Source organism: Sphingomonas lacunae, from assembly GCF_012979535.1.
In the GTDB taxonomy this organism is placed as follows: Bacteria; Pseudomonadota; Alphaproteobacteria; order Sphingomonadales; family Sphingomonadaceae; genus Sphingopyxis; species Sphingopyxis lacunae.
In genome coordinates, this window is sequence record NZ_CP053015.1 from 127,447 (window position 1) to 139,062 (window position 11,616).

The 11,616-nt window shown below is 63.6% G+C and carries 15 protein-coding genes; 3 read left to right on the forward strand and 12 right to left on the reverse strand.

Going from position 1 to position 11,616, the window contains the following annotated elements:
• Positions 1–53: 53 nt before the first annotated feature.
• Positions 54–662: a GGDEF domain-containing protein gene (locus GV829_RS00535; protein ID WP_169943338.1), complete on the forward strand. Its 609-nt coding sequence runs from the start codon at positions 54–56 to the stop codon at positions 660–662.
• 76 nt (positions 663–738) lie between these two features.
• Here the strand turns inward: GV829_RS00535 and pal are convergent, their stop codons facing one another.
• From pal to GV829_RS00590, 11 genes are all read right to left on the reverse strand, one after another.
• Positions 739–1,260 carry a peptidoglycan-associated lipoprotein Pal gene (gene pal / locus GV829_RS00540; protein WP_169943339.1) on the reverse strand — a complete coding sequence of 174 codons (522 nt, stop codon included), beginning with the start codon at positions 1,258–1,260 and terminating at the stop codon, positions 739–741.
• Positions 1,261–1,342: 82 nt separating this feature from the next.
• Complete coding sequence (tolB, locus tag GV829_RS00545; protein WP_169947750.1) at positions 1,343–2,728, reverse strand: Tol-Pal system beta propeller repeat protein TolB; 1,386 nt, start codon at positions 2,726–2,728, stop codon at positions 1,343–1,345.
• An 8-nt stretch (positions 2,729–2,736) separates the two neighbouring features.
• Positions 2,737–3,684, reverse strand: coding sequence for a hypothetical protein (locus GV829_RS00550; protein ID WP_169943340.1), 948 nt, complete (start codon positions 3,682–3,684; stop codon positions 2,737–2,739).
• Positions 3,685–3,693: 9 nt separating this feature from the next.
• Positions 3,694–4,152: a protein TolR gene (gene tolR, locus GV829_RS00555; protein ID WP_169947752.1), complete on the reverse strand. Its 459-nt coding sequence runs from the start codon at positions 4,150–4,152 to the stop codon at positions 3,694–3,696.
• Between the two features lie 79 nt (positions 4,153–4,231).
• The gene (tolQ, locus tag GV829_RS00560) at positions 4,232–4,927 is read right to left on the reverse strand and encodes a protein TolQ (RefSeq protein ID WP_169943341.1); all 696 of its coding nucleotides are present in this window, start codon (positions 4,925–4,927) and stop codon (positions 4,232–4,234) included.
• A complete protein-coding gene (locus tag GV829_RS00565; protein ID WP_425505427.1) occupies positions 4,924–5,406 on the reverse strand; it encodes a YbgC/FadM family acyl-CoA thioesterase in 483 nt (160 codons plus the stop codon). The genes tolQ and GV829_RS00565 overlap by 4 nt, the downstream gene beginning before the upstream one ends.
• A 97-nt stretch (positions 5,407–5,503) precedes the next feature.
• Positions 5,504–6,523 carry a Holliday junction branch migration DNA helicase RuvB gene (gene ruvB / locus GV829_RS00570; RefSeq protein WP_169943343.1) on the reverse strand — a complete coding sequence of 340 codons (1,020 nt, stop codon included), beginning with the start codon at positions 6,521–6,523 and terminating at the stop codon, positions 5,504–5,506.
• The gene (ruvA, locus tag GV829_RS00575; protein ID WP_169943344.1) at positions 6,520–7,128 is read right to left on the reverse strand and encodes a Holliday junction branch migration protein RuvA; all 609 of its coding nucleotides are present in this window, start codon (positions 7,126–7,128) and stop codon (positions 6,520–6,522) included. The genes ruvB and ruvA overlap by 4 nt, the downstream gene beginning before the upstream one ends.
• 39 nt (positions 7,129–7,167) lie before the next feature.
• Positions 7,168–7,632 (reverse strand): crossover junction endodeoxyribonuclease RuvC, encoded by a 465-nt coding sequence (gene ruvC / locus GV829_RS00580; RefSeq protein WP_169947754.1) that lies wholly within the window; start codon positions 7,630–7,632, stop codon positions 7,168–7,170.
• Between the two features lie 77 nt (positions 7,633–7,709).
• Entirely contained in the window at positions 7,710–8,456 is a 747-nt protein-coding gene (locus tag GV829_RS00585; RefSeq protein WP_169943345.1) for a YebC/PmpR family DNA-binding transcriptional regulator, read from the reverse strand.
• 97 nt (positions 8,457–8,553) lie between these two features.
• Positions 8,554–8,820: a DUF2312 domain-containing protein gene (locus GV829_RS00590; RefSeq protein ID WP_169943346.1), complete on the reverse strand. Its 267-nt coding sequence runs from the start codon at positions 8,818–8,820 to the stop codon at positions 8,554–8,556.
• 192 nt (positions 8,821–9,012) lie between these two features.
• On the opposite strand from GV829_RS00590, the gene pyk reads away from it, so the two are divergent.
• Positions 9,013–10,491, forward strand: coding sequence for a pyruvate kinase (pyk, locus tag GV829_RS00595; protein WP_246203130.1), 1,479 nt, complete (start codon positions 9,013–9,015; stop codon positions 10,489–10,491).
• Positions 10,492–10,495: 4 nt separating this feature from the next.
• On the forward strand, positions 10,496–10,903 hold the full coding sequence (locus GV829_RS00600) for an acyl-CoA thioesterase (protein ID WP_169943347.1): 408 nt from the start codon (positions 10,496–10,498) through the stop codon (positions 10,901–10,903).
• Here GV829_RS00600 and GV829_RS00605 read toward each other — a convergent pair.
• Positions 10,893–11,597, reverse strand: a complete 705-nt coding sequence (locus GV829_RS00605) for an esterase/lipase family protein (RefSeq protein WP_169943348.1) — start codon at positions 11,595–11,597, stop codon at positions 10,893–10,895. The genes GV829_RS00600 and GV829_RS00605 overlap by 11 nt on opposite strands.
• Positions 11,598–11,616 lie beyond the last annotated feature (19 nt).

Here is an 11,616-nt window from a genome sequence, read left to right on the forward strand (position 1 = left end):
TAAGGTCCTGAGGGCTAAAAGTCCGGCTCATTCCATGGGGATCAGCCCAGTTCATGCGTCATGACATTCCGGCAAATGGCGAGCCATTGACATCGACCGCCCTGGGCGACGCGGATGAACAGGTGCTGCGCGCGGAAATTGCCCGTTTGCAAAGGGAAAACAGGGCATTGACCATCGCGTTGGCCGAAATGGAGCGGGTGGCGGAACGCGATATGCTGACCCCGCTGTTCAACCGGCGCTATTTCCTGTCAGCCCTGCACCAGCGCATTGCCCGAACCGAACGCTTTGGCGACCGCATTGCCTTGGTGTACGTGGATGTCGACAATCTCAAGCAGATCAACGACACGCACGGTCACGGCGCCGGGGACTTTGCCCTGATCGAAATTGCCGCACGGCTGGCCGCCGCCATGCGCCCCTGCGACGTGCTGGCCCGGATCGGTGGAGACGAATTCGGCATATTGCTGGATCATGTGAGCCAAATTGAAGCGGCCGGAAAAATGCGCCGCCTCAAAGCTATAATCGAAGATGAGCCCTGCCATTACGAAGGGCAGGCCATGCAGCTGGGGGCTGCCTTTGGTCTGGCCATGATCACTCCCGGCCAATCGGCCGAGGATCTGGTCGGCCGTGCTGACGCGGCCATGTATCGCAACAAGCGTGGCTGAAACCGGGCGCCCTGCATGATCAGGCCAGCGGAGCTGCCCGATTGTACCGGACGGCCCCGCCAACCTGACCGGATGATCAGCGCTGGATGGTCACGGTTACAGCGCGACGATTCTGAGCCCAGCTGGATTCGTCTGATCCCAACGCAATCGGCCGTTCCTTGCCATAGGACACCACCATGATCCGCGACGGATCAACACCCAGTGAAGCGAGATAGTTGCGGGCAGCATTGGCCCGACGCTCACCCAGAGCGAGGTTGTAATCGCGCGTGCCGCGTTCGTCGGCATGGCCTTCGATGGTCACGCGGACCGAGGGATATTGCGCCAGCCAGCGCGCCTGGCTGGCCAGCACGGCCTGATCAGCGGCATCGATGTTGAACCGGTCCGTATCAAAATAGACGGTATTGCTCTCGATCGAGCGGACAAAGTCAGCCTCGCTGCCCGGGATGATGGCGTTGCCGACATTGCTGTCGGCGTTGCCGCTATTGTAGGTCGCCCCATCCGGTGCGTCGGGCAACACTTCCGGAGCACGGTTGCTGGTGCATCCCGCTACTGCGACGGCCATGGTGGCGGAGAGCGCCAGATACTTCATAGTCCGCATGTTCATTCTCCTTCTGGTCATTGTCTCGGTCAGTGCAGGTGCCACAGCTCACCTTGATGCTGATGGTGGCATTGAAACAGACTTACGGCAACACAGGCCCCCAGGCCGGGTCTGAACCGTCAACCGGCGTCGGCACGCGACGAAGATTCACTCCGGTCAGATCAACCTGGAAAATCTGGCTGGTACCGCTGCGCCCTTGGGTCGTACGGAAAAACTGGATGACGCGGCCATTGGGTGCCCATGTCGGCGCCTCATCCTGCCAACTGTCGGTCAACAAGCGTTCGCCGCCGCCCGATGGCGACATGATGCCGATGCGGAAATTCCCGGATATGCGGGTAAAGGCGATCAGGTCACCGCGCGGGCTCCATTCGGGCGTCGCATACCGTCCGCCGCCAAAGCTTATGCGCCGCTGGTCCGACCCGTCAGCATTCATCACATAGATTTGCTGGGCACCCGACCGGTCGCTTTCAAAAACGATGCGAGTACCATCTGGCGAATAGCTTCCGCCCACGTCAATGCCGGGGCTATCGGTCAAACGGCGCGGTGTGCCCCCCTCGGCCGGGATGCGGTAAATGTCGGTATTGCCGGCAACCGCCATCGAAAACAGCAGGAAGCGTCCGTCAGGCGACCAGCGGGGGGCAAAGGTGGCATTGGGACTTTCAAACACTGTCCGCTGCTGTCCGCTGGCCACGTCATAGACCTGCACGCGCACCCGGTTGCCCAAATAGGATACATAGGCGATGCGGTTGTAATCCGGAGAAAAACGCGGGGTCAGCGCGATCGCTTGGCCGTTGGTGATGAAACGGTGGTTGGCACCATCCGAATCCATGATCGCCAACCGCTTGACGCGGGCATCCTTGGGACCGGTCTCGGCTATATAGGCAATGCGGCTGTCAAAGAAGGGCGCTTCACCCGACAGGCGCGAATAAATGGCGTCGGCACAACGGTGCGCCGCCCGGCGCCAATCGCGCGGCTGGACAACAAAGCCATTGCGCGCCAGCTCACTGCCGAGGGCCATGTCATAGAGGTAACAGCCAACCGTCAGGTTTCCCGCAGCGTCGGCCCGGACAAAACCATGCACCAGATTGTCAGCACCTGTGCCGCGCCAGCTGGCAAATTGCGGCGCAGTCACTTCGCTCATCGCAATGGCCCGCAGTCCACCGGGGCCGCGCGGCGCGTAGAGGCCGGACCGTTCAAGGTCAGCGGCAATGACTTCGGCAATCTGCTGGCCCAGAGCGGCGGTGCTTCCCGCGGCGGTGTTGACGCTTTCAGGTGTGGCCAGCGCCGTGATGACGACGGATGTGCGTTCCTGCACGAGATCACCGGTCACCGTTTCTCGCGGCGGCGCTTGCGGAGCGGCGGTCACCGGTGCGGCGGGTGCTCCGGCCGGTGGCGCTGCCGCCGGCTGGGCCTGCGCTGTCCCGCTGGCCGCGATCAGCGCCAATATCGCCATGGTCCTGAACCGCATCATCGCAATCACCTCTTTTCAAATTCCAGCGTATATTCCTGCCAATAGCTATAATGTTCGCGTGGCAGGTTGAAGGGGGCGGCGACTTCGATCGCGCGCCGGGCGCATTCCTCGAACCGGGGGACTTGCAACCGGTTGCTGTCATTGACGCCGTTCGTCGACAGGCGGACGATCCGGTCCAATCCGCCCGATTCCGTCAGGCGGAACACGATGGTGGTCCGCAACTGGTCAACGTCCAGACCGGACACCCTGCAACTGTTCCATGGCGCGCGCACCTCGCCATTGATGCTGACCCGAATGTCGGCGCGAACCTGTGCAGCGCTTGCAGTCGCTGGAGCGGCTGTGCCTCTGGCATTGCGGTCCGCGTCACGGGCCAGACCGGCCATCACACCATCCAGCGCACCTGTCGGTCGTGGATCATTGGCCGGGCGCGTGGCCCTGCCCTGGCCCTGTGCCGTGGTCGGTCGCGGTTGGGGCCGCGTGTTGCTGGCACTTTGAGTGGGCCGCTGCTCCGGGGTCTGTCGTGGCCGGTCAGGTGCCGGCTGCGCGCGCTCCGGTCGCGGCCGGTCGGCACGATCTGGCGTTGGCCTTGGCCGTTCGCGCACCGGCTCAGGGCGGGGACGCTGGCGCTCGACACGCGGGGTAGGCTCGGCGCGCGGCGGCGTCACAACCTTGGGCGGGTCAGGCCGTCGAACCGGGACAGGATCGGCAACCGGAGGCGGTGTGTCGATGGTCCGGCTGTCAGGCTCACCCAGTCGCGCTGCCGGTGCCTCGCTCGCCGGCGCGGGCGATGTGCTGACCGGCGCGGTTTCGGCTATGATTTCCACCTGCATCGGCGGATTGGCGAAGCGCGGGTCCTTCCAATGCAGAAAACTGAACGACAGAAGGATGAACAGGGCGAGGTGCGCGACGATGGCCACGCCCAGTCCCCATGCCTCTGCCCTGTTGATCACCATAGTTATGGCCTAGTTTTCATTAGCTGAACCGGTGGTGACCAAGGACACACGGTTAAGACCGGCGGCATTGAGTTCGCCCATCACCCGCATGACAAAGCCATAATCAACCGAGCGGTCGCCGCGCACCATGATGGCCTGTGGATTGCGGGCATCCTGCACCGCGGCAATCGCCGTCAGCTTAGCGGGCAACTCGGCCATGGTCACCGGTTTGTCATCGATGAACAATTCATCGGCGCTTCGGATGCTGATCTGGACCGGCGGCTTTTGCGGCTGGTCGAGCGGCTTCGCATTGGTTTCGGGCAAATCAAGCGGCACACCGCTGGTCAGCAGCGGCGCTGTCACCATGAAGATAATCAACAGAACCAGCATCACATCGACAAAGGGTGTGACGTTAATTTCCGACATGGGCGTGCCACGACTGCGCCCCCGCATACCGCGCCCGCGCTTGCCAGGCGAGTTGAGACCCATGGCCATTACATCTGCTCCCGCTTGCGGGAGGGGAAAGGACAAAGACTGTCCCGCTTGCGGGAGGGGATGGCCGGAAACCTCACGCGTCACGCTCCAGTTCGCGGCTCAGCATGGCGTGGAACCCGTCGGAAAAGCGAAGCAGGCGGGATTCGATCTTGCCGAGCATATAGGTGAAGCGGTTGTAGGCGATGACCGCCGGGATGGCGGCGAACAGGCCGATAGCGGTGGCGAACAGTGCTTCGGCAATACCCGGCGCCACCACGGCCAAGCTGGAATTGCCCGCGCTGGCGATGCCGGAAAAGCTGCGCATGATGCCCCAGACTGTGCCAAAAAGGCCGACAAAGGGGGCAACCGAACCGATGGTCGCCAGCGTGTTGAGCCTCTCCCCCAGCCGATCCATTTCCATGCCGATAGCGCTGTCGAGCGCTGCGGCAATCCGTTCGCGCACACCGGCCCGGTCAACCACTGGCCGCGCGGTCGAGCGCCGCCATTCACCAAGGCCAGCATTGAGGATACGGGCGCTGGGACTGTCAGTGCGCGCGGCATCGGCGCTGAACCGGTCGACATCGCTGGCACGCCAGAAATCGCGTTCAAATGCTTCGGCATCCTTGCGGATGCGCGACAGGCGCCGGCCGTTGCCGATGATGATCATCCAGGTCCAGATGCTGGCCAACAACAGCCCGATCATCACTGATTTGACGATAAAGTCCGCCTGAAGAAATAGCGCCAGCGGCGACATGCTGGCTGGATCAAGCGAAATGCTCGGAAAATTCATAGGGTCTCGTCCATTCCGGGTCGGCTGGCATTCATGATGGCACGGAAACGCTCTGCCCAGCCTTCTGGCTGGCGGCGCGCGCGCCCTTCGGGTGAAACAAATGCGGCGGTGACCTGACCCTCGGTCAGCACATCGTCACCACGCCTTATACTCTGGCCAATCTGAACACTGGCCCCTCGTACCGCAATCATATGGCTTTCAACCAGCAATTCATCGTCGAGCCGGGCCGGCAGGCGATATTTGATGGCAAGGTCGGTAACCGCCCAAGCCCCCTCGCCCGCCTCGTTCGCGCTGCGCTGGTCAATCTCCGCCAGACGCAGCATGTCCGAACGGGCCCTTTCCATGTAGCGCAGGTAATTGGCGTGATAGACGACACCCGACAGGTCGGTGTCCTCAAAATAGATGCGCACCGGGAAAAGGTGCAAAGGCCCGTGAAACAGGCCGGATGGTGCAGGCGGTATGCGTGGGGCGGAGGTCACCGCACCTGCATAGACGAGCCCGGAGTCGCGCGCAAAGGTTGGTTGGCGGAAAATGGAGACGAGTTGAGGCTGTTGCGCGACCGAACCGACCGACGGCCTATTCGAACAGTCCGTCCTGCGTGCCCGCCGGTGGGGTCAGGCCCAGATGCTTCCAGGCAAGGCCGTTGAGGCAGCGCCCCCGCGCCGTCCGGGCCACCAACCCCAGCTGGATGAGGTAGGGCTCAATCACCTCCTCGATCGTGTCGCGCGGTTCGGAGAGGCCGGCAGCCAGCGTTTCGACACCGACCGGCCCGCCGCGATAAATGTCGGCGATCATGCTCAGGTAACGCCGGTCCATCGCATCAAGGCCGAGACTGTCGACCTCAAGCCGGTTGAGCGCGCTGTCCGCCGCCCCGGCGTCAACCACATCATGACCCGCCGCATGGGCAAAATCGCGGACCCGGCGCAGCAAACGCCCGGCGATGCGCGGCGTCCCGCGTGAGCGCCGCGCGACTTCACGCGCACCATCAGGCGCCAACGGCAGGCCGAGCAGACCAGCCGCCCGCGTCACCACCTGCTCCAGCTCCTCGACGGTATAGAAATTGAGCCGCACCGGAATGCCGAACCGGTCGCGCAGCGGTGTCGTCAACAGCCCTTGCCGCGTCGTCGCGCCGACCAGCGTAAAGCGCGGCAGGTCGATCCGGATCGAACGGGCCGACGGCCCCTCGCCGATCATGATGTCGAGTGCCCGGTCCTCCATCGCCGGATAGAGCACTTCCTCGACCGCTGGTGCGAGCCGGTGGATTTCGTCGATGAAGAGGACGTCGCCATCCTCCAGATTGGTCAGCAGCGCGGCGAGATCGCCCGATTTGGCGATCACCGGGCCCGATGTGGCGCGGAACCCCACACCCATCTCCCGCGCCATAATCTGTGCCAGCGTCGTCTTGCCAAGACCGGGCGGGCCAAAGAACAACACATGGTCGAGCGCCTCACCCCGCGCTTTGGCCGCGGCAATGAACACGCGCAAATTCTCCCGCGCTGCCGCCTGCCCGACAAATTCGTCAAGCGTCTTGGGCCGCAGCGCGGCATCGGCGTCCTCTGGGGTGCGTTGCGCGGTCAGAAGGGGGTTTTCGGTCACTTCGCGGCCTTCCTAAGCGCCAGCCGCACGAGCGCGTCAAGGCTGGCACCCGGCCCCAATTCGGCGTCTGCCGCACCCACCGCCGCGCTCGCCTCCGCCGGTTTGAAGCCAAGGCTCGACAGCGCTGCCAGAGCGTCAGCGAGAATGCCGCCCGCCGGCTCGTTGAGATTGACCCCGCCGATGCCCAGCGCGCCGGTCGCCACGCTACCCGCCTTGTCTTTCAGCTCATTGCAGATCCGTTGGGCCAGCTTCGGCCCGACGCCATTGGCACGGGCGATGCTGGCGGAGTCCGCCGAGGCAATGGCCCGCTGTATCTCTGCCGGATCGAGCGCCGAGAGGATCGCCAGCGCCACCTTGCCGCCGACACCCTGCACGCTGGTGAGCAGGCGGAACCAGTCGCGCTCCTCCGCCGAGGCAAAGCCGATCAGCCGCAGGAAATCCTCCCCAACCAGCATTTCGGTATGCACCGTGACATGGTCGCCGACGATGCCGATAGCCGAGAGGGTCCGGGCCGACGCCTCGACCAGATAGCCGACGCCATTGACGTCGATCACGGCGTGCCCCGCGCCCCAGCTGTCGAGCTTTCCGGTAAGTTTCGCAATCATGCCGCCAGATGTAGCGACGGCGGAATGAAAAGGGAACAACTATCCGTGGTGGGCGTGGGTGATCGCGACGGCGAGCGCGTCTCCCGCGTCAGGCCCCGCAAGCTTCAACCCCGGCAGCAGCGTTCGCAGCATCGCCTGCACCTGTTCCTTTGACGCGCGACCAGTGCCAACCGTGCTCTTTTTGACCAGCGTCGCCGCATATTCGGTGATCGGCACGCCGGCAGCCGCCGCCGCGACAAGCGCCGCCCCACGCGCCTGCCCCAGCTTCAGGGTCGATTGCGCATTCTTATTGACGAACACTTCCTCGATGGCGACCGCGCCGGGCTTGATCGTGTCGATCACCCGGCGCAGGCCATCGGCAATGATCAGCAGGCGGGCTGCCAGCGGAGCAGCCGGGTCGGTATCGATCTGGCCATTGTCGATGTGGCTGAGCCGGTTGCCTTCACGAACGATGGCACCCCAGCCCGTGCTGCCCAGCCCCGGATCAAGGCCGAGGATGACGATCGGCGCCCGGCGCGCCAGCATGGCCGCCTCGCGCTCCGCGCGGGAAAGCTGTCCCTTGCCGAACAGCCCCAGCAAGCTCATCCCAGCTTTTCCATAATCGCGTCGGGGATTTCATAATTGCCCCAGACGGTCTGCACATCATCATCATCGTCGAGCGTGTCGATCAGCTTGAACAATGTTTGTGCGGTCGATTCATCGCCCACCTCGCTTTTCAGCGTCGGACGCCAGGCCAGCTTGACGCCATCAGCCTCACCCAGCTTGGCTTCGAGCGCCTTGGCCACCGGGTGGAGATTGTCGACGCTGGTCCAGATGTCGTGACCGTCCTCGGTCGACTCGACATCGTCCGCGCCGGCATCCAGTGCCGCCTCGAACACCGTGTCGGCATCACCCGCCGTGGCTGGATAGCTGATCAGGCCCAGCCGGTCGAAACCATGGCTGACGCTGCCCGATGTGCCGAGGTTGCCGCCATTCTTTGCAAAGGCGGTACGGACGTTGGTTGCGGTGCGGTTGCGGTTGTCGGTCAGCGCCTCGACGATCAAAGAAACGCCACCGGGGCCATAACCCTCATAGCGGATTTCCTCATAATTATCGCCTTCGCCGCCGGCCGCCTTGTCAATGGCGCGCTGGATATTGTCCTTGGGCATCGACTGAGCCTTGGCCGCGTTGACCGCGGCGCGCAGACGGGCGTTGGCGTCCGGATCAGGCAGGCCCATCTTGGCCGCAACGGTGATTTCGCGGCTCAGCTTGGAAAACAGCGCGCTGCGCTTTTTGTCCTGCGCACCCTTGCGGTGCATGATGTTCTTGAATTTGGAATGGCCTGCCATGGGTCGACTTCACATCATCGCTGTCAAAGGGATTGAGGCCGCGCCCTAGCCGAGCACGGCCCCATCGGGCAAGTTTTGTTGCGCTCCGCGCCGCTGGTCAGACGAGGCCGATCGCCGTCTTGTAGGTGTCGATCAGCATTTCCATTTCCTGACGCTCGTTCGGCGCCATCTTCCTCAACTTGAGCACCTGGCGCATGATCTTGGCGTCATAACCCTGCGCCTTGGCTTCGGCGAACGTATCCCGGATGTCATCCGCAATGCCCTTCTTTTCCTCTTCCAGGCGCTCAATGCGCTCGAAGAACAAGCGCAGCTGGTTGTCGGTGGCCTGGACGTCCTGGTCCTGTTCGGGGGCGGTGGTCGCCATGAGTGACTATCCTTGATGAAACAGTGAAGTGAATCGCGAAGCGGCGCCCTTAGCCTGTTGGGGCCATGATCGCCAAGCACAGAAGGGACCGCTGACCGGTGCAAGGAATAGCTATGCCATGACGCACAGCGGCTTGCCATGATTCGCTGTCTGCGCCATGCGCTGGTTACGCACGAAACCAGATAAGTGAGCATCGCCTTGGCGAACAAGATTGTTGCACCGCGAGACCGCAAGGTCCGCATTCTCGCCACCCTTGGCCCCGCCAGCAGCGGTGTGGAGATGATCCGCGCGCTGATGATCGCCGGTGCCGACGCCTTCCGCCTCAACATGAGCCATGGCGACCATGCCGTCCACGCCGCAAACATAGCCGCCATCCGTGGTCTCGAGAAAGAGCTGGGACGGCCAACGACCATCCTTGCCGACTTGCAGGGGCCAAAACTGCGTGTAGGCCAATTCGCCAACCCGCCAGTGATGCTGGAAAAGGGCCAGACCTTCATCCTCGACAGCAATCCGGAGCCGGGCGATTCCACCCGCGTCCACCTGCCTCACCCGGAAATTCTGGCAGGCATGGAACGCGGCGCGCGGCTCCTGATAGATGATGGCAAGCTCGTGCTGCGGGCCATAGCCTGCCACACCGGCCATGTCGTTACCGTGGTCGAGGTCGGAGGCGCGATTTCGGACCGCAAGGGCGTCAACCTGCCGGACGTCGTCATTCCGCTCGCCGCGCTGACCGACAAGGACCGGCGAGACCTCGCTTTTGCCCTCGACCATCATGTCGACTGGATTGCGCTGTCCTTTGTCCAGCGGCCGGAGGATGTCGCGGAAGCCCGCACCCTGATCAAGGGAAGGGCTGGCGTGCTGGCCAAGCTGGAAAAGCCACAGGCGCTGGCCCGGCTGGAGGAAGTGCTGGAAATCGCGGACGCCTGCATGGTGGCCCGCGGTGATCTGGGTGTCGAGTTGCCGCCCGAGGCCGTGCCGCCTGCACAAAAGCGCATCGTTGCCACTGCCCGCGCCATGGGCAAGCCGGTGATTGTCGCAACCCAGATGCTCGAATCGATGATCACCTCACCCTCACCCACTCGCGCCGAGGTGTCCGATGTGGCGACCGCCGTCTATGACGGTGCCGATGCCGTGATGCTTTCAGCCGAAACCGCCGCTGGTGCCTGGCCGGTCGAGGCGGTCGAAATCATGGACCGTATTGCCCAGTCGGTCGAAAGCGATCCCACCTATCATGCCCGCGTCCAATTCACCGAGACAAAGGCCGACGCGACGACCGCCGACGCACTGGCGGAAGCCGCCGGTGATGTGACCCGAACAGTGGGTGCGGATGCGATTATCTGCTTTACCGGAACAGGTTCGACTGCCCGGCGAGTCTCTCGCGAGCGGCCGACCGTTCCCATTCTCGTGCTGACGCCAAAGCTGGACGCAGCCCGCCGAATGGGCCTGTTGTGGGGCTCCCATGCCGTGCATACCCGCGACATCGGCAGCTTTGAAGAGATGATCGCGAAGGGCAAACGCATGGCGCTGCGCCATGGCATGGGCAAGGCGGGATCAAAGCTGTTGATGATGGCCGGCGTCCCTTTTGGCACCCCTGGATCAACCAATGTGCTGCATGTCGCCACACTGACTGGCGAGGAGCTAAAGGGGTATAGGGGTTCATCGGACAGTTGATGCCATGATCGCCATTCCGCCCCACGCCTTCACCCTCCCGTTTACCGCACGGCGAGAGCACATTGACGAGCTGGGCCATGTCAACAATGCGGTTTGGGTGCAATGGATCCAGACGGCAGCAACCAGCCATTGGGAGGCCCGGGCGAGCGAAACGGACAAGGACAGCTTGATCTGGGTCGTGGTGCGGCATGAAATTGACTACCACCGTCCCCTGCTCGAGGCGCAGACTGCCACGGCCCACACATGGGTGGCAGACAGTGCCAAGGGCGCGAAGTTCGACCGCAATGTCGCCTTTGTTGACGCGGACGGCAACCGGCTGGTGACCGCGCTGACCACCTGGGCCCTGATTGACAAGGCGAACGGGCGGCCGATGCGGGTGCCGGCCGATCTGGTTGCCCGCTTCAACGGGTAGGGACGGCTGCCTCGGCCTCGACCAGACAATCAATCACCGCATCGATGCTTTCCTGCGCATAGGCAAAGCCCATATGGCCACAGGCCAGTTCGACCGCGCGGTCGCTCTCATGCGGCTGACCATGGGCACAGGCGGGTGCGACAACCCCGTCCCGCGCTGACCACAAGGCAAAGGTCGGCACCTGCGGTCGCGGTTTGTCGCTGAAGGTTATCGGCGGATTGTCGACCGAATGGCCAGCGATGATGCGGTAGAGCCGCCAGGCATGGTTGGCACGCCGCGATCCGGAAAAGGGCGATCCCATCGTCACCACGCTGGCTACGGTATCGGGATGGTGCTTGGCATATTCCCGAGCCATCACGCCGCCCAGGCTCCAGCCGACCAGATGCACAGCCCTGCCTTCGCGCTCGGCGATGTCGCTCACCCGGGCATGGATACGCTCCAGCGTGTCCGCCTTTGCCCCGGTGTTCGCGCCCATGCCCCAACCCCGCGCCCGGAAACCGGCGGCCCTGAGATTGCGCCGCATCTGCGCCATCGACAGGTCACCGGCGCAAAATCCGGGGAGCGTCATCACTGGCGCATTGCCGCCGACCAACTCGCGCTCCATCACGCTTGGCCGTGTCCTTGCGCGCAGCCAGTCAGACAGGACACGGCCCTCGGCCAGCAACAGACGCAGGGGAGGTGGTCGGTCAGTCATTGCGGATATATGGGTCAAG

What these genes read in the sequence shown, in the direction of transcription:
- GV829_RS00535 (WP_169943338.1), top strand. Translation starts at nt 54, where the DNA reads ATGCGTCATGACATTCCGGCAAATGGCGAGCCATTGACATCGACCGCC.
- pal (WP_169943339.1), bottom strand. Translation starts at nt 1,260, where the DNA reads ATGCGGACTATGAAGTATCTGGCGCTCTCCGCCACCATGGCCGTCGCA.
- tolB (WP_169947750.1), bottom strand. Translation starts at nt 2,728, where the DNA reads ATGCGGTTCAGGACCATGGCGATATTGGCGCTGATCGCGGCCAGCGGG.
- GV829_RS00550 (WP_169943340.1), bottom strand. Translation starts at nt 3,684, where the DNA reads ATGGTGATCAACAGGGCAGAGGCATGGGGACTGGGCGTGGCCATCGTC.
- tolR (WP_169947752.1), bottom strand. Translation starts at nt 4,152, where the DNA reads ATGGGTCTCAACTCGCCTGGCAAGCGCGGGCGCGGTATGCGGGGGCGC.
- tolQ (WP_169943341.1), bottom strand. Translation starts at nt 4,927, where the DNA reads ATGAATTTTCCGAGCATTTCGCTTGATCCAGCCAGCATGTCGCCGCTG.
- ruvA (WP_169943344.1), bottom strand. Translation starts at nt 7,128, where the DNA reads ATGATTGCGAAACTTACCGGAAAGCTCGACAGCTGGGGCGCGGGGCAC.
- GV829_RS00585 (WP_169943345.1), bottom strand. Translation starts at nt 8,456, where the DNA reads ATGGCAGGCCATTCCAAATTCAAGAACATCATGCACCGCAAGGGTGCG.
- GV829_RS00590 (WP_169943346.1), bottom strand. Translation starts at nt 8,820, where the DNA reads ATGGCGACCACCGCCCCCGAACAGGACCAGGACGTCCAGGCCACCGAC.
- GV829_RS00600 (WP_169943347.1), top strand. Translation starts at nt 10,496, where the DNA reads ATGATCGCCATTCCGCCCCACGCCTTCACCCTCCCGTTTACCGCACGG.
- GV829_RS00605 (WP_169943348.1), bottom strand. Translation starts at nt 11,597, where the DNA reads ATGACTGACCGACCACCTCCCCTGCGTCTGTTGCTGGCCGAGGGCCGT.